The 18,105-nt window shown below is 68.0% G+C and carries 13 protein-coding genes; 8 read left to right on the forward strand and 5 right to left on the reverse strand.

The genetic code is table 11. The features are described 5' to 3' along the window. From ABD231_RS20865 to ABD231_RS20875, 3 genes are read left to right on the forward strand one after another with little or no spacing between them, the layout of a single operon-like run. The gene (locus ABD231_RS20865; protein ID WP_344154337.1) at positions 1 to 750 is read left to right on the forward strand and encodes an IclR family transcriptional regulator; all 750 of its coding nucleotides are present in this window, start codon (positions 1 to 3) and stop codon (positions 748 to 750) included. Positions 751 to 804: 54 nt separating this feature from the next. After that, complete coding sequence (locus ABD231_RS20870) at positions 805 to 3,819, forward strand: glycosyl hydrolase 2 galactose-binding domain-containing protein (RefSeq protein WP_344154340.1); 3,015 nt, start codon at positions 805 to 807, stop codon at positions 3,817 to 3,819. 30 nt (positions 3,820 to 3,849) lie between these two features. Next, positions 3,850 to 6,510 carry an AfsR/SARP family transcriptional regulator gene (locus ABD231_RS20875; RefSeq protein ID WP_344154343.1) on the forward strand — a complete coding sequence of 887 codons (2,661 nt, stop codon included), beginning with the start codon at positions 3,850 to 3,852 and terminating at the stop codon, positions 6,508 to 6,510. 95 nt (positions 6,511 to 6,605) lie between these two features. On the opposite strand, the gene ABD231_RS20880 is transcribed toward ABD231_RS20875, so the two are convergent. Genes ABD231_RS20880 through lepA form a run of 3 tightly spaced genes read right to left on the reverse strand, consistent with a single transcriptional unit; the run spans position 6,606 to position 10,035 of the window. Next, the gene (locus ABD231_RS20880; protein ID WP_344154346.1) at positions 6,606 to 7,232 is read right to left on the reverse strand and encodes an MOSC domain-containing protein; all 627 of its coding nucleotides are present in this window, start codon (positions 7,230 to 7,232) and stop codon (positions 6,606 to 6,608) included. 14 nt (positions 7,233 to 7,246) lie between these two features. Beyond that, entirely contained in the window at positions 7,247 to 8,149 is a 903-nt protein-coding gene (locus tag ABD231_RS20885) for an aminoglycoside phosphotransferase family protein (protein ID WP_344154349.1), read from the reverse strand. Further along, positions 8,149 to 10,035: a translation elongation factor 4 gene (gene lepA / locus ABD231_RS20890; RefSeq protein ID WP_344154352.1), complete on the reverse strand. Its 1,887-nt coding sequence runs from the start codon at positions 10,033 to 10,035 to the stop codon at positions 8,149 to 8,151. Before lepA ends, ABD231_RS20885 begins: the two co-directional genes overlap by 1 nt. A gap of 117 nt (positions 10,036 to 10,152) precedes the next feature. Here lepA and ABD231_RS20895 point away from each other — a divergent pair, with 117 nt between their 5' ends. Genes ABD231_RS20895 through ABD231_RS20905 form a run of 3 tightly spaced genes read left to right on the forward strand, consistent with a single transcriptional unit; the run spans position 10,153 to position 12,809 of the window. Continuing rightward, the gene (locus tag ABD231_RS20895) at positions 10,153 to 11,055 is read left to right on the forward strand and encodes an aminoglycoside phosphotransferase family protein (protein ID WP_344154355.1); all 903 of its coding nucleotides are present in this window, start codon (positions 10,153 to 10,155) and stop codon (positions 11,053 to 11,055) included. Between the two features lie 45 nt (positions 11,056 to 11,100). Then, positions 11,101 to 11,628: an RNA polymerase sigma factor gene (locus ABD231_RS20900; RefSeq protein ID WP_344154358.1), complete on the forward strand. Its 528-nt coding sequence runs from the start codon at positions 11,101 to 11,103 to the stop codon at positions 11,626 to 11,628. Continuing rightward, positions 11,625 to 12,809: a hypothetical protein gene (locus ABD231_RS20905; protein ID WP_344154361.1), complete on the forward strand. Its 1,185-nt coding sequence runs from the start codon at positions 11,625 to 11,627 to the stop codon at positions 12,807 to 12,809. Before ABD231_RS20900 ends, ABD231_RS20905 begins: the two co-directional genes overlap by 4 nt. A gap of 56 nt (positions 12,810 to 12,865) precedes the next feature. On the opposite strand, the gene ABD231_RS20910 is transcribed toward ABD231_RS20905, so the two are convergent. Next, complete coding sequence (locus ABD231_RS20910; protein ID WP_344154364.1) at positions 12,866 to 15,850, reverse strand: S8 family serine peptidase; 2,985 nt, start codon at positions 15,848 to 15,850, stop codon at positions 12,866 to 12,868. A 139-nt stretch (positions 15,851 to 15,989) separates the two neighbouring features. Between ABD231_RS20910 and ABD231_RS20915 the strand changes: the two genes are divergently transcribed. Together ABD231_RS20915 and rpsT are read left to right on the forward strand one after the other, a co-directional pair. After that, positions 15,990 to 16,439, forward strand: coding sequence for an SRPBCC family protein (locus ABD231_RS20915; RefSeq protein WP_344154367.1), 450 nt, complete (start codon positions 15,990 to 15,992; stop codon positions 16,437 to 16,439). 148 nt (positions 16,440 to 16,587) lie between these two features. After that, a complete protein-coding gene (gene rpsT / locus ABD231_RS20920; protein ID WP_344154370.1) occupies positions 16,588 to 16,848 on the forward strand; it encodes a 30S ribosomal protein S20 in 261 nt (86 codons plus the stop codon). A gap of 91 nt (positions 16,849 to 16,939) precedes the next feature. Here the strand turns inward: rpsT and holA are convergent, their stop codons facing one another. Beyond that, positions 16,940 to 17,875, reverse strand: a complete 936-nt coding sequence (holA, locus tag ABD231_RS20925) for a DNA polymerase III subunit delta (protein ID WP_344154373.1) — start codon at positions 17,873 to 17,875, stop codon at positions 16,940 to 16,942. Positions 17,876 to 18,105: the final 230 nt, after the last annotated feature.

Raw genomic sequence — 18,105 nt, forward strand, 5'->3', positions numbered from 1 at the left:
ATGAGTTCGCCCTCGGCCATCGACAAGACGTTGATGGTGTTGGATGCCGTCCTGGAGCACTCGCGGTTCACCGACGTGGTGAATGCGACTGGTCTGGCCAAGTCCACCGTGCACCGGATCATGGCTTCGCTCGTGGAGCACGAGTTCGTCGCACAGGCCGACGACGGTTCGTACCATCCGGGCCCGAAGGCACTCCGGCTGGCCGGGCACGCCCTGACGAACGTCGACCTGGCCACGGTCGCCCGCCCGGTGCTCGCCGATCTGGTCGCCCAGACGCGCTGCACTGTGCATGTCGGCCTGCTCAACGGTGACGAGGCGATCTATGTCGCCCGCCTGGACGGCCCGAAGCCATACCGGATGCCGTCCCGGGTCGGGAAGGCGTTCTGGCTGCACTGCACCGGGATCGGCAAGGCACTCCTGGCGGAGAAGGACGACGACGCCCTCGACGCGCACATCACCCGGACCGGCCTGCCCGCGCGGACCCCGCTGACCCACACCACGGCGGCCGGCCTGAAGGCCGACCTGGCTCAGGTTCGGGCGCGCGGCTATGCGCTGGACGACGAGGAGAACGAACCGGGCATCCGGTGCGTCGCCGCCGTCATCCACGACCACACCGGGCTGGCGATCGCCGCGGTCAGCATCTCGACTCTCTCGCTCGAGCAGTCGATCGCGCAGGTGGCGCTGATGGCACCGGCGGCGACCGAGGCCGCCCGCAAGATCTCCGCGGCGTTGGGCTACCGGGAGCCCTGAGCGAGGCCTATGGTTAGGAAACATTCCTAACCATTAAGTGCAGAGGACCGCCCCATGAAATCTCCTCTCCGCTGGTTGCTCGCCGGAGCTCTGGTCGCCGGAATCCTGATTCCACCGACGTCCAGTGTTGCCGCGGCTGCTGCCTCGGTCAGTCCCATCCCCGGTTTCCAGTTACAGACCTCAGCGCAGGTCTCCGACGACTCGGCCGTCACCAAGCCGGGTTTCCCGACCACCGGCTGGTTGCCGGTCTCCTCCCGGTCGACCGTGTACGCCGGGCTGCTGCAGAACAACAAGTACCCCGACCCGTTCTTCTCGACGAACATGAAGAACGTCGACAAGGCGCAGTTCAACGTGCCGTGGTGGTACCGCACAGAGCTGCAGTTGGGTGACACCGGCCAGCGCACCTACCTCGACTTCAGCGGTGTGCTGTCGCGGGCCGACGTCTGGGTGAACGGCGTCCGGGTCGCCGACAAGAACCAGATCGTCGGCGCCTACACGCGGCACGACCTCGACATCACCGCGCAGGTGCATGCCGGGAGCAACTCGATCGCGTTCAAGGTCTACCCGAACGACCCGAACCGCGATCTCACCATGGGCTGGATCGACTGGGCCCAGACTCCGCCGGACAAGAACATGGGCATCGTCCGCGACGTCCTGGTTCGGCGCAGCGGCGCGGTCGCTCTCCGCGGTGCCCACGTGCTCACCAAGCTGACGGTGCCGTCGCTGAACCACGTGGACCTGACACCGAAGGTTGACGTGCGCAACGACTCGTCCGCGGCCGTGACGACCACGGTCAGCGGGACAGTGGCCGGCGTACCGGTCAGTCAGACGGTGTCCCTTGCGGCCAAGGAGAAGAAGACGGTCACCTTCGCGACGATCGGGCTGGACAACCCGAACGTCTGGTGGCCGGCTGGGATGGGCGGTCAGCCGCTCTACGCGATCGACCTGACCGCATCGGTCGGCGGTACGGCGTCAGACAGTACGTCGGCCAAGTTCGGCGTACGGGATGTGAAGGCGCCACTGAACAGCAGTGGTGGCCGGGCGTACTCGATCAACGGACGGCCGTTGCTGATCAAGGGCGGTGGCTATTCGCCGGACCTGTTCCTGCGCTGGGACCAGACCGCGGCCGCCGACAAGCTCAAGTATGTCAAGGATCTGGGCCTGAACACGGTCCGGCTGGAAGGGCACATCGAGCCGGACGAGTTCTTCGACCTGGCCGATGAGCTCGGCGTCCTGACCATGCCCGGTTGGGAATGCTGCGACAAGTGGGAGGCCAATGGGTGGAGCGCGGAGGACAAGGCGGTCGCCAAACTGTCGATGACCGGTGAGGCCGAGCGGCTGCGCAACCACCCGAGCGTCTTCACCTTCCTGATCGGCAGTGACTTCGCGCCGCCCGCGGACAAGGAGAAGGGCTACCTCGACGCGTTGGCGGCGGCCGACTGGCAGACGCCGATCATTCCGGCCGCCTCGGCGAAGTCGTCGCCGCAGCTTGGCGCATCCGGGATGAAGATGAACGGGCCCTACGACTGGATCCCGCCGAACTACTGGTACGACAAGGCGCACAACAACTCCGGTGGCGCGTGGAACTTCAACTCCGAGACGTCGGCCGGGCCGGACATCCCCACGCTGGACACGCTGAACCGGATGATGACGCCGGCCGAGCTCGAGGTGCTCTGGAAGAACCCGGCGGCCAACCAGTACCACCGGTCCGAGTCGTCGACGTTCGGCAACCTGAAGCTGTTCGGCAATGCACTGGCCGGCCGGTACGGCGCTCCGGCGGATCTGAACGACTATGTGAAGAAGGCGCAGCTCGCCGCGTACGAGAACGTGCGGGCTGAGTTCGAGTCGCACAACCGCAACTTCAGCGACGCGTCGAATCCGTCGACCGGGTTGATCTACTGGATGCTGAACAGCGGCTGGACGTCGTTGCACTGGCAGCTCTTCGACGCCTACCTCGATCAGAACGGCGCGTACTACGGCGCCAAGAAGGCGAACGAGCCGCTGCACATCCAGTACTCCTACGACACCAAGTCCGTTGCCGTCGTCAACCAGAACCACGCTGCAGCGTCGGGGCTGACGGCTTCGGTCAAGCTCTACAACATCGATGGGACCGAGAAGTTCTCCCAGTCGGCGAACGTGACGGTTCCCGGTGACGGCGGCAAGACGACGGCGTTGACGATTCCGGCGGTCAGCGGCCTGTCGACGACGTACCTGGCGAAGCTTGTACTGACGAACTCGTCGGGTGCCGAGGTGAGCCGGAACGTGTACTGGCTGTCCACCAAGGCGGACACGCTCGACTGGAACAGCACCGACTGGTACTACACGCCGACGACCAGCTACGCCGACCTCAAGGGTCTGTCTTCGCTGGCGCAGACGCCGGTGTCAGCGAGCGCGTCGACGACGACCTCCGGTGAGAACACCATCACCACGGTGACGCTGAAGAACACGTCGACCGCGAAGACTCCTGCGTTCTACCTCGACGCGCATGTCGTGACGAATGGCAAGCCGGTGCTGCCGATCCAGTGGAACGACAACGCGGTGTCGTTGTGGCCGGGCGAGACGACGGTACTGCGAGCGACGTACCGGACCGCGGATCTGAAGGGCGCCTCGCCGTCGGTGCGGATCACCGGGTGGAACACGGCCACGCAGACGATCCCGGGCAACGGCGGCGGACCGACCGACCCCGAGCCCGTCGTGTATGAGGCCGAGGACGCGACCATCACGAACGGCGTGGTCGAGTCGAACCATGTCGGCTTCACCGGACGCGGTTTCGTGAACTACGACAACGTGGTCGGCAGTGCGGTCGAGTGGACGGTCAACGCGACCACGGCCGGCCCGGCCACGGTCGAGCTGCGCTACGCCAACGGTACGACGGCGAACCGGGCGATGGACGTGTCGGTGAACGGCACGGTCGTCTCCCCCGGGCTCGCCTTCGCCGGGACCGGAGCCTGGACGACCTGGCAGACCAGGACGATCACCGTCAATCTGGTTGCGGGGAGCAACAAGATCAAGGCGGTCGCCACCACGGCGAACGGTGGTCCGAACGTGGACAAGCTCGCCACGTCATAGAATCGGGGCCCCAGGGACCCGGGAGGTCGGATGCGCTTCGCGGTGCTCGGCACGATCGAGGCCCGGACCGATGGCGACGTACCGGTGGACCTGGGGCACCTGCGACAGCAGTCCGTGCTGGCCGTCCTGCTCGTCGAGCACGGGCGGCCGGTGCCGGCCGACGTACTGGTCGACCGGGTCTGGGGCGACGCACCGCCACAGCGAGCGCGGGAGACCCTGTACTCGTACCTCTCCCGCTTGCGGCGCATCCTCGGCGACGTGCTCGTACGGCGGCCTGGTGGCTACGTGCTCGAGGTCGCCGCCGACCAGATCGACATGCACGCCTTTCGCACCTTGGTCGGTACGGCGTCCTTGCCCGAAGCGCTCGCGCTGTGGCGGGGCGAGCCCTTCGCCGGTCTGGACACACCCTGGTTCGCCGAGCAACGGCAGGTGCTCGTGGCAGCGCACTTCGCGGCCGAACTCGACCTGGTCGATCGCCAGCTGGAGCAGGGCGCACACGACCAACTGCTGCCGAGTCTGATCAGCCGTGCCGAAGCTCATCCGCTGGACGAGCGAGTCGCCCGGCAGCTGATCGACGCACTGGACCGGGCGGGCCGGACGGCCGAGGCACTCGACCAGTACGACCGGCTCCGCCGGCGGCTGGCTGCCGAGCTGGGTATCGACCCGTCTACGTCACTCCAGCAGCTGCATCAGCGACTGTTGCAGCAGCCCACCCCCAGCCGAGTCGTGCCCCGGCAGCTACCGGCTGCACCTGGAACCTTCAGCGGCCGTTCCGAGGCGCTCGACCAGCTCAGGTCGGACGCAGGCATCACTGCGGTCAGCGGGATCGGGGGTGTCGGCAAGACCTCGCTGGTCCTGCACTGGGCGCACCGCAACCTGGATCGCTTCCCGGACGGGCAGTTGTTCATCGACCTGCGCGGATTCGACCCGACGGATGCGCCGCTGCCGGTCTCGACTGCGCTCACGGCGTTCCTGCATGCGCTGGGCGCATCTGACACGACGATCGCGGCCGACGAGCAGGCGCGGGTCGGTGCGTACCGGACGTTGCTGGCCGGCAAGCGGATGCTGATCGTGCTGGACAACGCGATCGACAGCACCCAGGTGGTTCCGCTACTACCTGGCCGACCGGGCTGCACGGTCGTGGTGACGAGCCGGAGCCGACTCGGCGGGCTGCTGACACACCACTCCGCCGTACTGGTCGATCTGGACGTGCTGCCGGCTGCGGACGCCGATGCGGTCCTGGCGCGACAGGTCGGTACGGCTCGGCGTGCGGCAGAGCCGGAGGCATTCGCGGAACTGCTGGAGCACTGTGCCGGTCTGCCACTCGCGCTGGCGATCGTGGCGGCGCGGGCTGGTTCGCGTCCCGATCTGCCGCTCAGTGTGCTGGCTGACGAGCTCCGTGAGTCCCGGCTCGACGCGCTCACCACGGACGAGCTGACGGACAGCCTGCGGAGTGTCTTCGCGTCGTCGTACCGGGCACTGTCGCCGGAGGAGGCCGAGCTGTTCGTCCTGATGGCGCTCGCGCCTGGACCGGACCTCGGGATCGGCGCTGCGGCCAGTCTGGTCGATCAGCCGGTCGGCCGCGTCCGCGCGCTGTTGCGGCGGCTGGAGAGCGCCAACCTGATCAACCAGAACGCACCAGGCCGCTACCGCATCCACGACCTGCTCCGGCTGTACGCCGTCGAGCAGCGCGATCCGGAGTCGCGTCGAGCCGCCCTGCGCCGACTGATCGACCACTACCTGTTCAGCACCTTCAACGCCGACCGCCTGCTCGCCCCACGTCGCCCACAACAACAGCTCGAGGACCCCGAGCCCGGTGCGCGTCCGGTGGAACACCCCGATCGTGCTGCGGCGCAGCAGTGGCTGGAGACCGAGCACGCGTGCATAGTCAGGGCACAGCGCCTAGCGGCAGCCGAGGGCCTCCACACTCGGGTGTGGCAGCTCGCCTGGGCGCTCAACACGTTCCACAACCGGAGCGGCCATCAGACCGCTCAGCTGATCGTGTGGGAGCGCGCACTGGGCAGCGTCCCGCAGCTGACCGACCCGGCCGTGCAGGCGCTCGTACTGCGTTTCCTCGGCCACACGTACGCGAAGGTCGGTCGGCACAACGAGTCCATGCAGGTGCTCACCGAAGCGTTGCAGTACGCCGAACAGGACGGCTCCGCGCTGGTGCTCGGTCACGCCCATCAAGCGTTGGCCGCGGCCTATGAGCGACAGGGCGACTACGAGAAGGCCCTGCCGCACGCACTGCAACAGCTGGCACACCGCCGTCGCCTGGATCCCGTCTGGGCCGCTGACGCACTCAACTTCGTCGGCTGGCTCTACGCGCTCAGCGCCCGCTACACCGACGGCCGTCCGTACTGCGAAGAGGCGTTGAGCATCTACATCTCCGTCGGCGACCGCGACGGCGAGGCCGTGACCACCGACAGCCTCGCCTACATCGCCCACGGCGACGGCCGGTACGCCGACGCGGCCGCGAGCTATCAGCACGCCATCGGCTTGTACCGCCAGATGGGGAACGCCTATCACCTGGCGAACTCCCTCGACCGCGTCGGCGACACCTACCTGGCGCTCGGCGATCAGGCCGCCGTACGAGCGCACTGGCAGGAAGCCATCGACCTCTACCGCCAGCAAGGCCGAGAGGCCGACGCCGACCGCCTCACGAAGGCGCTGGCCGAGCTCACCCCCTAGCCCGCCACGAGATGGGTTCCCCCAGAAGCTTGTGGGTTCTGCACTCGCATGCGGGTCCAGAACCCACCACCGGATGGGTTAACCCACGAGATGGTTCAGGTGCGGGCGGCGATGCGCTGCGCGATACCGCGGATCTCGTCGCGGAGGTCGGTACCGGAGTCGAGCATGCGCTGCATCTTGGCGGAGTCCTGGCCGGCGAACATCTCCGCGACCGTCACCTCATGGTCGGGACGGCTGAGGATCTCGATGCGATCGTCGGCGCCGATCGTGCCGGTCTTCAGAACCTTCAGGTACGCGCCGGGGCGGCCGGCTTGGTAGAAGCGCTTCGCCCAGTGCGGCTGCTGCATGCGGTGCTGGAAGGTGACGCACGGGATACGCGGCGACCGGACCTGCACCTCCACCTCGTCGCCGATCCGCCAGACCTCGCCCAGCAGCGCGCCGCTGATGTCCAGGCCCTCGGTGCGGAGGTTCTCGCCGAACAGACCGGTGGGGATCTCGCGGCTGAGCTCCGCGGCCCACCAGCCGGCGTCCTCCTCCGCGTACACGTAGAGCGCCTGATCGGGACCGCCATGGTGCTTCGTGTCGCACACCTGGTCACCGGCGAGCCCGAGGGTACCCACGGCCACCCGCCCGGCCTGAGGCCGCTTGTCGATCGCGGTGAGTCCAGTGTCCTTCGGACCCGGGATGAGCTCCTCGACCACGTTCACCGTCAGCACGCGCATACCGGCCAGGTTAGCTACTCCTGGATGGCTTTGACGATGGAGATATTGCGGGTCAACCAATCCCGCGGCAGCAACGCATCGGTCGTGGCGCTCTCGACGGCCCACAGCACGTTCAGCATCTGGCGGAGGATCACCCAGCTGCGAGCGCGGGCCTCGTCCAGCCCGGCCGCGTCGATCGCGGTGTAGAAGCGCTGCTGGACAGCGAACCGGAGATCACCGGTGATCTCGTCCCAGCGATTCCAGATCAGCGGTGCGACCTCGTAGTGCGGGTCGCCGGACAACGGCTTGGGGTCGATCACCAGCCAGGGCTCGCGGTTCCCCGCCAACACGTTCTGGTAGTGCAGGTCGGTGTGGATCAGACGGCCGTCGGTGGCCGGGTCCGAGGCGAAATCCTCGGCCAGCGAGCTCGCCTGCTCGACGTACCGGTGCGGTACAGGCGCTGACGACGGCAGTTGCCGGAACCGCTCCAGCCACCGCTTCAGCTCCCCCGACAACGTCCGGTACTGCGGCCCGGCAACCACGTGCAGCCGCTGGTACGTCGTACCGACGAGCTCGCACGCGTCGAGGACCGGGAGCGTGGTCAAGTCACGCGGCTCCAAGCGCTCAAGCAGCAACGCGAACCGCCGCGGATCCGCCCGCAGCAGCTGGACCGCACCGTTCCCGGCCCAGTCCCGCAGCGCGAGGTGCTCGGTCTCCGCCTCCCAGTGCGGGAACTGCACCTTCAGTACGGCGCTCTGTCCGTCGCCCGTGCGGACCGGTACGACGAGCGCACACTCGCCGTGCGCCGACGCCCCGTCGACCCGCAACTGCCACTCGTCGAGCAGCTCACGGGCCAGCCGCGGCAGGCGATCCAGCCAGTCCGCCCAGTCCTGCCCACGCGAGGCAACCACCTGCAGACCGGCTGGGATGTCGAGCACTACTTCTTGGCCTTCTCCGCCGGCTCGTTCGTCTTGAGGGCAGCGATGAAGGCTTCCTGCGGGACCTCGACCCGGCCCACCATCTTCATCCGCTTCTTGCCCTCCTTCTGCTTCTCGAGCAGCTTGCGCTTCCGGGTGATGTCACCGCCGTAGCACTTGGCGAGGACGTCCTTGCGGATCGCGCGGATCGACTCACGGGCGATGATCCGGGACCCGATCGCGGCCTGGATCGGCACCTCGAACTGCTGCCGCGGGATCAGCTCCTTGAGCTTCCCGGCCAGCGCGACGCCGTACGCGTAGGCGTTGTCGCGGTGCACGATCGCGGAGAACGCGTCGACCGTCTCGCCCTGGAGCAGGATGTCGACCTTGACCAGGTTGGCCGCCTGCTCACCGGTCGGTTCGTAGTCGAGGGACGCGTAGCCCTTGGTCTTCGACTTCAGCTGGTCGAAGAAGTCGAAGACGATCTCGGCCAGGGGCAGCGTGTAGCGCAGCTCGACCCGGTCCTCGGACAGGTAGTCCATCCCGAGCAGGTTGCCGCGCTTGGTCTGGCACAGATCCATGATCGTGCCGATGAAGTCCTTCGGGCTCAGGATCGTCGCCCGCACCACCGGCTCGAAGATCTCGTCGATCTTCCCCTCGGGGAACTCGCTCGGGTTGGTGACGACGTGCTCCTTGCCGTCCTCCATCGTGACCCGGTACACCACGTTCGGCGCGGTCGAGATCAGGTCGAGGTCGAACTCGCGCTCGAGTCGCTCGCGGACGATCTCCATGTGCAGCAGGCCGAGGAAGCCACAGCGGAAGCCGAAGCCGAGCGCGCCGGAGCTCTCCGGCTCGTACTGCAGAGCCGCGTCGTTCAGCTGCAGACGCTCCAGGGCGTCCCGCAGGGTCGGGTAGTCGTCGCCGTCGATCGGGAAGAGACCGGAGTACACCATCGGTTGCGGGTGCTTGTAGCCACCCAGCGCCTCGGTCGCACCCCGGATCGCCGCGGTGACGGTGTCACCGACCCGGGACTGGCGGACGTCCTTCACACCGGTGATCAGGTAGCCGACCTCGCCGACGCCGATGCTGCCCGACTTCTTCGGCTCGGGCGAGATCACCCCGACCTCGAGCATCTCGTGCACGGCGCCGGTCGACATCATCTTGATCCGGTCGCGGTGCGTCAGCTCGCCGTCGACCACCCGGACATAGGTCACCACGCCGCGGTAGGTGTCGTAGACCGAGTCGAAGATCAGCGCCCGCGGCGGCGCGTCCTTGACGCCCTTCGGCGGGTCGATCTGGGCGACGATCTCGCTCAGCAGGTCCTCGACACCCTCACCGGTCTTCGCCGACACCCGCAGCACGTCCTCCGGGCGGCAGCCGATGATGTGCGCCAGCTCCGCGGCGTACTTGTCCGGCATCGCGCCCGGCAGGTCGATCTTGTTCAGCACCGGGATGATGTGCAGGTCCGCGTTCAGCGCCAGGTACAGGTTGGCCAGCGTCTGCGCCTCGATGCCCTGGGCGGCGTCGACCAGCAGCACTGCGCCCTCACACGCTTCCAGCGACCGCGACACCTCGTAGGTGAAGTCCACGTGGCCGGGGGTGTCGATCATGTTCAGGATGTACGTCGTACCGTCCGCGGCCAGCAGGCCACCCGGAGTGTCCGGCTTCGGCGTGAACGGCAGCCGGACCGCCTGCGACTTGATGGTGATACCGCGCTCACGCTCGATGTCCATCCGGTCCAGGTACTGGGCCCGCATCTGCCGTGGGTCGACCACACCGGTGATCTGCAGCATCCGGTCGGCCAGCGTCGACTTGCCGTGGTCGATGTGGGCGATGATGCAGAAGTTCCGGATCAGCGTCGGGTCGGTACGACCCGGCTGCGGAACGTTCGGGGAGCCAACGGGCACGGAGGGGATCCAGTTCATCTCGGGTGATACAGGTCAACCGGTCAATCATCCCATGCGCGGCCAGCGGATTTGAAAAATCGGAGCGGACGAGGCTCGCGGCCCCTACCGTGGTGACGCATGGCACACGCTGCAGGGGTCCGCTTACCCTTCGAAAAGACGCCTTTGGCGGTGCGGGCGTGGGTCGACCGCGCGCTGGGCTCGCCCGTGGTTTCCGCCACGACCCAGCAGGGCGGCTTCTCCCCCGGCGTCGCCGCCCGCCTGGTCACCGCCTCCGGTCGCCGCGCCTTCGTCAAAACCGTCGGCACGGCGCTCAATCCGAAGACACCCACGCTGTTCCGCCAGGAGATCGAGGCCGTGCAGTCGATCGGACCGCTGTCCTCCACTCCGCGCCTGCTGGACGTGTACGACGACGGTGACTGGGTCGGCCTGCTGTTCGAGGACATCTCCGGTTGGTTGCCCTCCCACCCGTGGATCCAGTCGGAGGCCGACCGCGTGCTGGACGCTTTGGCCGAACTCACCGAGTCCCTGGACCCCTCGCCATGGCCGGACGCACCGGTGGTCGCAATCCGCAGCCGCGAGTTCCTGAGTCGCTGGGATCAGGTGCTCACGGACGGCCTCGCCGTACCGGACTGGCTCGACGGGCGGGTGCAGGAGCTGGCCGCACTGGCCCAGGACACGCTGCGGGTCATGGCGGACGGCAAGGCGCTCGCCCACTACGACCTGCGCGCGGACAACCTCATCCTGACCGAGGACCGCGTGGTCTTCATCGACTGGGCGCACCCCGGCCTTGGCCCCCGCTGGACCGACACTGTGATCCTGCAGGCGGACATGCGGAGCAGTGCGGTCCGGCTGCCCCCGCTACCGGACGACCCCGCGATCACCGGCTTCATCGCCGCCATCGCGGGCGGCCAGTGGTGGGGCGCAGCCCAGGAGCCCCCGCCGGGGCTCCCGACGATCCGCACCTGGCAGCGGGAGCAGGCGCTCGTCCACCTCGACTGGGTGCGGGAGCGGCTCGGGTAGCAGCGTTCTGGCGGTACGGGCGTCTCTGGGGGTGTGACGAATCAAATGGTGAGCATCAGCGGCCCCGTCCGGGCCCTGGCGCGTGATGACGCGCAGACCGCCGTGTCGGCGCTCTATCAGCAGCACTGGGCAGGCCTCGTCCGCCTGGCCGTGCTGGTGATGGACGACCGGCAGGCGGCAGAGGACGTCGTACAGGAGGCTTTCACCAACCTGTACCGACACTGGCCGCTGAAGGAGCCGGAAGCGGCGCTCGGATACCTGCGAACCGCGGTCCTCAACCGCAGCCGCTCGGTCCTGCGCCGCCGCCGGGTCGCGCGGCTCTACATCCCGCCCCACCAGGCCCCCAACGCCTCCGCCGAGAGCGACGCAGTCCTCGGCGAAGAGCGCCTCCAGGTGCAACGGGCACTGCAGGCCCTACCCACCCGGACCCGCGAGGTCCTGGTCCTCCGCTTCTACCTAGATCTCCCGTTCGCCGAAATCGCCCACCTCCTGGGCATCGGCGAGTCCAGCGCCCGCTCGAACGCCTCCCGAGGCCTCGCGACGCTGACCGACCGCTTGAAGGACATCCGATGAACGACACCGAATCTCGCCTCCGCGACTACCTGGACACCAAGGCCGCCACAATCCCCAGCACCTCCCAAGGCCCCGGCCTGCTCGAGGACCTGCCTCGCCGCCGCCCGGTCTGGCCCATCCTCGCCACCGCCGCCTCAGTAGCCGCCGTACTGGCCCTCACCGTCACCGTCCTGACCCACCTAGGCCCCGACAAGGCCGCCCCGGCAGCACCACCCACCGACGCAGCGCCCAAGGTGCCGTACACCGTCACAAACACGAACTGGAAGGGCAGTGTGTACGACGGCTCGCAGACAGTCCGCCTGCCGAACGGCGTCACCACGGTCGCGAGCCGGGTCGACGCCGGCTGGCTGATCAACGGCGGAGCAAAGTCCCCATCCGGCATCCTGACGGCGGACGGGAAGGTCCGCCCACTGGGCCCGAAGATGTCCTTCGGCCCGATCCTGTCGCCGGACCGCAAGCAAGTTGCCATGACCATTTATCCGACCAGCACCACGACGCGGATCGCGGTCTACGACCTCGCCGGCGGAACCGAGGTCAGCTCCATCGCCTCGCCGTCGAGGATGGCCGGCACGGTCAACTGGAACAAGGACGGGATCTGGCTCGATTCCGGTGACCCCTACGCCGAGGAGCGGCTGTACGTGTGGAAGCCGGGTCAGCCGTCGGCCCGGCCGGTGCAGGTCCCCGGGGGCTTCTTCTCGAGCGCAACGGCAGCGAACTCGGACATGGTGGTCTTCGCGAAGGGAGCCGAGCGGACGAAGCCGAAGCCGGGACAGAACTTCGCGACGACGAGGCCCACCCCCAAGGGTTCCGGACCCGAGCCCGAACGCTGCTTCCAGATCGGTGTGCTGCGGGACGCCGCGCTCGACGTGCGGCGGGAGTACTGCGACAAGGGCTTTCAGGCCCTGTACCCGGTCATTTCGCCCGACGGCGGGAAGGTGTTGCACAGCGTGGAGAGCCTGACGATCGACGTCGCCACCGGCAAGACCACCAAGCTCGACCTGCCGGACGAGATCGAGAGCTGGCCGAGCCCGGTGTTCGAGGACGCGACCAAGGTGCTGGTCGTCACCCGGCCCGAGATGGGCAAGGGACCGCAGCGCCTGTACCGCTGCGAGGTCACCACCGGTGAGTGCAAACTGCTCCGGACCGAGAAGGACAACCGAATCACCCTCGCTCGCCCCTGAGCATGACGAAAGGGCGGTCCCACCGTGGTGGTGGGACCGCCCTTCGTTTGTTGGTTCTAGCTGTCTACCCGCAGGACAGTCGAGCCGGTGCCGGCTGCGCCGTCGGTGTAGGCGATCTGGCCTAGGTAGCGGGTGCCGGCGGTGAGGCCGGTCCAGTTCGCGGTGACCGTGGCCTGGGCGGCGGTCGTTACGGCCTGGGCGGCCGGGGTGACCGTCAGGTTGGGTTCCGCCGTCGTGAGTGCCCAGTGGTTGAGTTTCACGGTCTGGTTGTCGGCTCCGGCGAAGTAGTCCAGGTACACGTCGTACGAGCCGGCCGCCGGTGCGACCAGATTCGCTTCCTCCTCCGACGAACCGCCACCACTGTTCGCCAGCAGCGCCGTCGTACCGGACTTGTAGACGTACACGTCAACGTCCGTGGCCGCCGGGTAGTCCGCGTCGAACGTCGAGAACCGGGCGTACTTCGTGCCGGCCGGGATGTTCACCGTGAGCTTCGCGACGTGGTCGTTGGCCTGCGGGTTGGTGGCCGGGAACGACACCCCGCCCGCCTTCTTGATCACGGCGTCAGTCACAGTCGCCGCCGTCAGACCGACCGACGTCGTGTTCAGCGTGCCCGTGTAGCCGGCCGTGATCGGCACCTGCACCGAACCGCTCACTCCGGTCCCGGTGACCTGCACCGGCGCCTTCACGGTCAGCGGCTTGACCGCCAGCGTGCTCGACACCGAGTGGAACGCAGACTTCCAGGTGAGCGTCCCGAAGGAGTACTGCTCGAGCGGCGCACCAGCGTTCTCGACAGTGACCTTGTACGTCGCAGTCTTGCCCGGCAGCGTGATCAGGACCTTCGGCGACACCGTCACCTTGAGCCCGGTCGCACCCTCGACCTTCGGGAAGTAGACCTCGGGCAGCTTGCTGACGCTCTTCACGGTGCGCGTGATGGTCTGCTTACCGGCCAGGTCGCCGACCGCGAGGGTCGGGTAGTTCAGGTCGCTCGGGTCGACCTTGCCACCGGCGCACAGCTCGTGCGTGGCCGCCACCTCACCAGAGCCACAGACGAACTTGGCCCAGTCGGTGTACGTCGAGTCGTAGACCAGACCCGGGTCCATGGCCTTCTTCGGCTGGACCATCCCGGCGCCGTACCCGAACGGGGTGGCCGGCGTACCGGAGTCGTTCTGGATCGGCTTGCCGGCCGTGTCCTTGGTGGTCGCCGTGGTCGCGAGCGCCGACTTGATCGCCATCGGCGACCAGTCCGGGTGCTTGCTCTTCAGGACGGCCGCGATACCAGCGACGTGCGGCGTCGACATCGACGTACCGCTCATGAACGCGTACTCGCCACCGGCCGCGCTGAACGCGGTCGTCGCGGCCAGCACGTTGGTGCCGGGGGCCATCAGGTCCGGCTTCAGCAGGTCGCCGTTACCGGCCGGGGACGGACCACGACTGGAGGACGCGGCCACCTTCGGCGCCACGACCTTGACCGGCGTACCGGCGCTGATGGTCGCGGTCGGGGTCGCCGTACCGCTCACGTAGGCCTTGACGCCCGGGGTGGCCTTGTCGTCCAGGTGGACCGACGGGACCGTGTGCAGGTCGGAGTCCAGAGTGCCCGGGACGATGTTGACCAGGATCATGCCGACGCCGCCGGCTGCCTTCACCTGGGCGCTCTTGTCGACGCGGGCGTTCACGCCGCGGTCGCAGACGACGATCTTGCCGGCCACCTTGGCCGGGTCGAGCGTGCCGGCCTGGCAGAGCACCAGGTTGGTCGGGTTCGCACCGGCGAGGCCGGCGTCCTTGGCCAGGATCACCGGGGAGCTCGGCACGCCCGCGCCGATACCGGCACCGGTGTACTTGCTGCCGTCGCCGAAGGTGACGGTGGTCTGGATGTCGCGGTCATGGGTGCCGTTGGCAACGGTCGTCACCCACGGGTAGGTCTTGCCGACCGTGGCCGCGCCCGGGCCGGTGTTACCGGCGCTGACGGCCACGAACACGCCCGCCTTGGCAGCGCGCAGGAAGGCCAGACCGGTCGCGTTCACGTACGTCGAACCGGTGCCGGAGATCGAGTAGTTGATCACGTCCACGCCGTCGGCGACCGCGGTGTCGATCGCAGCGATGATGTCCGCGTCGGTGCCGGAACCGCCACCGGTCGCGTCAACCGCCCAGAGCGCCTTGTAGATCGCGAGCCGGGCCTGCGGCGCCATACCGGAGCCCTTGCCGTAGTCGCGACCCATCACGGTCATGTCGACGCCGTAGTTGCCGCCCGCGGTGCTCGCGGTGTGCGTACCGTGACCGCCGAAGTCGCGCGGCGACTTGAACTCGTCAGGGATCGGGCGGCTGCCGATGCCCTTGTCGAAGTAGCGGGCGCCGATCACCTTGTTGTTACAGGTGACGAGCGGGGCCTCCTCGCCGGCCTGGCAGGTGCCCTTCCACTTCTTCGCAATCAGCGCGTCCGACGCCTTGGTGGTCTTGATCGGCGCGAAGCTCGACCGCTCCGGTACGAAACCGGAGTCGATGACACCGATGATCACGCCGTCGCCGGCCTTGTCGATGCCACCGGCCTGCTGCCAGGCCCCACCCTTGCCGGACAGCCCGAGGAAGCGCGGCGTGTCGACGGTGTCCTGGTGCTGCAGCTCACTGGGCTCGACGCTCTTCACGCCGGACGACTTCGCCAGCTTCACGGCGTCGTCGTACGACATCTCGGCGGAGAAGCCGGAGTACGTGTAGTTGTAGTCGTAGAGCTTCTTGGCGTCCGGTGCGACCTTCAGGACCTGGTCACGCTCACGCGTCAGGTGCTGCACGTAGTCGAGCACCGGAGCAGCGCTCTTGACCAGCTTGCCGCCGGCCGCGACCCGCGTAGCGGGCAGTCCGGCGATATCGCCGTCGTACTCGGCCACGGGCGCGTCGTCGAGCTGGACGACGTACGAGCCGGTCACCGACTCCTTCACCAGCGGGTCCGGCAGGGACGGCGTCTCGGCTGCCTGGGCGTGAACCAGAGGCAGCCCGGCCAGCGACGCGACGAGCGCGCTGACCAGAACGATCGGGGTACGGCGGGACAAGGGTCCTCCCAGGACGGTGGGCTCGCTGCAATCCCGGCGCTGGTGGTGAGCAGCGTCACGGGGCCCTGAGTATGCCGGGGGACCCTGCGGGGTGTCACGCTCGGCACGGCCGTGTCATCTCACCGCAAGGGAAAACCCGATGCCGGACCTGACAGAGACGATCACCGTGGCAGCACCCGCTGACGCGCTGTACACACTGGTCAGCGATCTGCCCCGGATGGGCGAGTGGAGCCCGGAATGCACCGGCGTGGCCTGGAATTCCAGTACGCCGGGACCGGCCGTCGGAGCGCGGTTCGTCGGCCGCAACCGGGTCGGCGCGGCCCGCTGGTTGACCCAGGGCAAGGTGATCGAGGCCGATCCGGGCCGCCGGTTCACCTTCAAGATCTTCTTCGGCCCGCTCCAGGTGGCGCTCTGGTCCTACGAGTTCACCCCGACCGCCGAGGGCTGCGTGGTGGCCGAGTCGTGGACCGATCGCCGTCCGGCCGCCCTCCGGTCGGCGATGAATGCGATCTTCGGCGACCGCCTGAAGCTCAACCAGCGGGGAATCCGGATCACCCTCGACCGCCTGAAGGCCGCCGCCGAAGCTTGACCCGGTGCGCTCCCCCGCGGCGGCCGGTTTGGTGCCAGGGTGCGCTTGTTGGTAATCTTGCCCTTCGCGCACTCACGGGTGCTACACAGCCGTGCGCGCGACACCTTTCCTGTATTGACCGCATACTCCTGATCGAGGCTCTGCTCACGTGGCGAACATCAAGTCCCAGATCAAGCGCAACCGTCAGAACGAGGCTGCGCGACTTCGCAACAAGTCGGTGAAGTCGACCCTCAAGACGGCCGTGCGCCGCTTCCGGGAGGCCGCTGAGGCCGGCGACTCCGCCAAGGCGACCGAGACCGCTCAGGTGGCCGGCCGGCTGCTCGACAAGGCCGCCAGCAAGGGCGTCATCCACGCCAACCAGGCTGCCAACCGCAAGTCGGCCATCTTCAAGAAGGCCGCCTCGCTCTGATCCGCACCTGACGATCGGCCAGTCATCCGACCGGCCGATCGTTTTTGCGTACCCAAAACCAGGCCGGGCTTCTCGATTTCTGTAGGGTGGGTCAGCGGCGGCCGTGCGCGCGGCTGACTGTGATGACCATCCGCTCCAGCGCATAGCCGGCATCGCCCGACGCGCCCTTCACGTCCGCATCAGCCTGCGCCACCGCCTTGATCGCGGTCGCCAGCCCACCCGGTGTCCACCCCCGGGACTGCTGCCGCAGCGACTTCAGCTTCCACGGCGGTACGCCGACCTCCCGGGCCAGGTCCGCCTCGCGCATCCCACTCGGAGCACTCGAGAACTTCGCGAGCCCTCGCAGCCCACCCGCCATCGCACTCGTCATCAACACCGGCGCGACCCCACAGTCGAGCGCCCACCGAAGCTGCTCCAACGCCGGCTCGGTCCGCCCCGCGATCGCCGCATCCGCCACCGCGAAACTCGTCACCTCGGCCCGCCCACCGAAGTACCGCCCGATCAGCTCAGCCGTGACCGCCTGCCCACCCGAGTCCGACACCAGCTGAGCACACGCCCCAGCAAGCGCCCGCAGGTCATGCCCCACCGCATCCACCAACGCCGACGCGGCCCGCTCATCCACATTCCCGCCATGCAGCCGGATCTCCCCCGCCACAAACTGCGGCAACTCCCACGCCTTGGGCGCCGTCGCCACCACCTCGGTCACCGAGGCCTTCCGCAGCTTGTCGAGAACCCCCTTGCCCTTCTGCCCACCCGAATGCACCAGCACCAGCAAGATGTCGTCCGCCGCCGCACCGGCGTACTCAATCAAGCGCGGAGCCATCTCAGCCGGCAAATTCTCCAGCGCCCGCATCACCAACACCCGCTCAGCCGCAAACAACGACGGCCCAGTCAACTCAGCGAACACCCCGACATCCAACGTCGAAGCATCCAACTCAGTCGTCTCAACGTCAGCAAACTCTTTCTTCACCGCCGCAATAGCCGACCGCACCGCCCGATCCGCCAAAAACCCCTCGGCCCCAGTCACCAGCAAAACATCGCCCAACCTCGGCGCAGCACCCCTACGAACAGCCACACCCCCAGCATCCCACGCCCCCACCGACAAAACCCCTAGAACCCCACCCAACCCAACAGCCAAGATTCCCCCATGCCCACCCCAACCAGTCCAGCCACCCCCAGCCCCGGCGCACCCACCCCCACTGCACCTGCCAGCACACCCACCCCGCCTGCACGCACCTCCCCCACCGCCCCTGTCCC

The organism is Kribbella yunnanensis (assembly GCF_039529655.1).
Lineage (GTDB): Bacteria > Actinomycetota > Actinomycetes > Propionibacteriales > Kribbellaceae > Kribbella > Kribbella yunnanensis.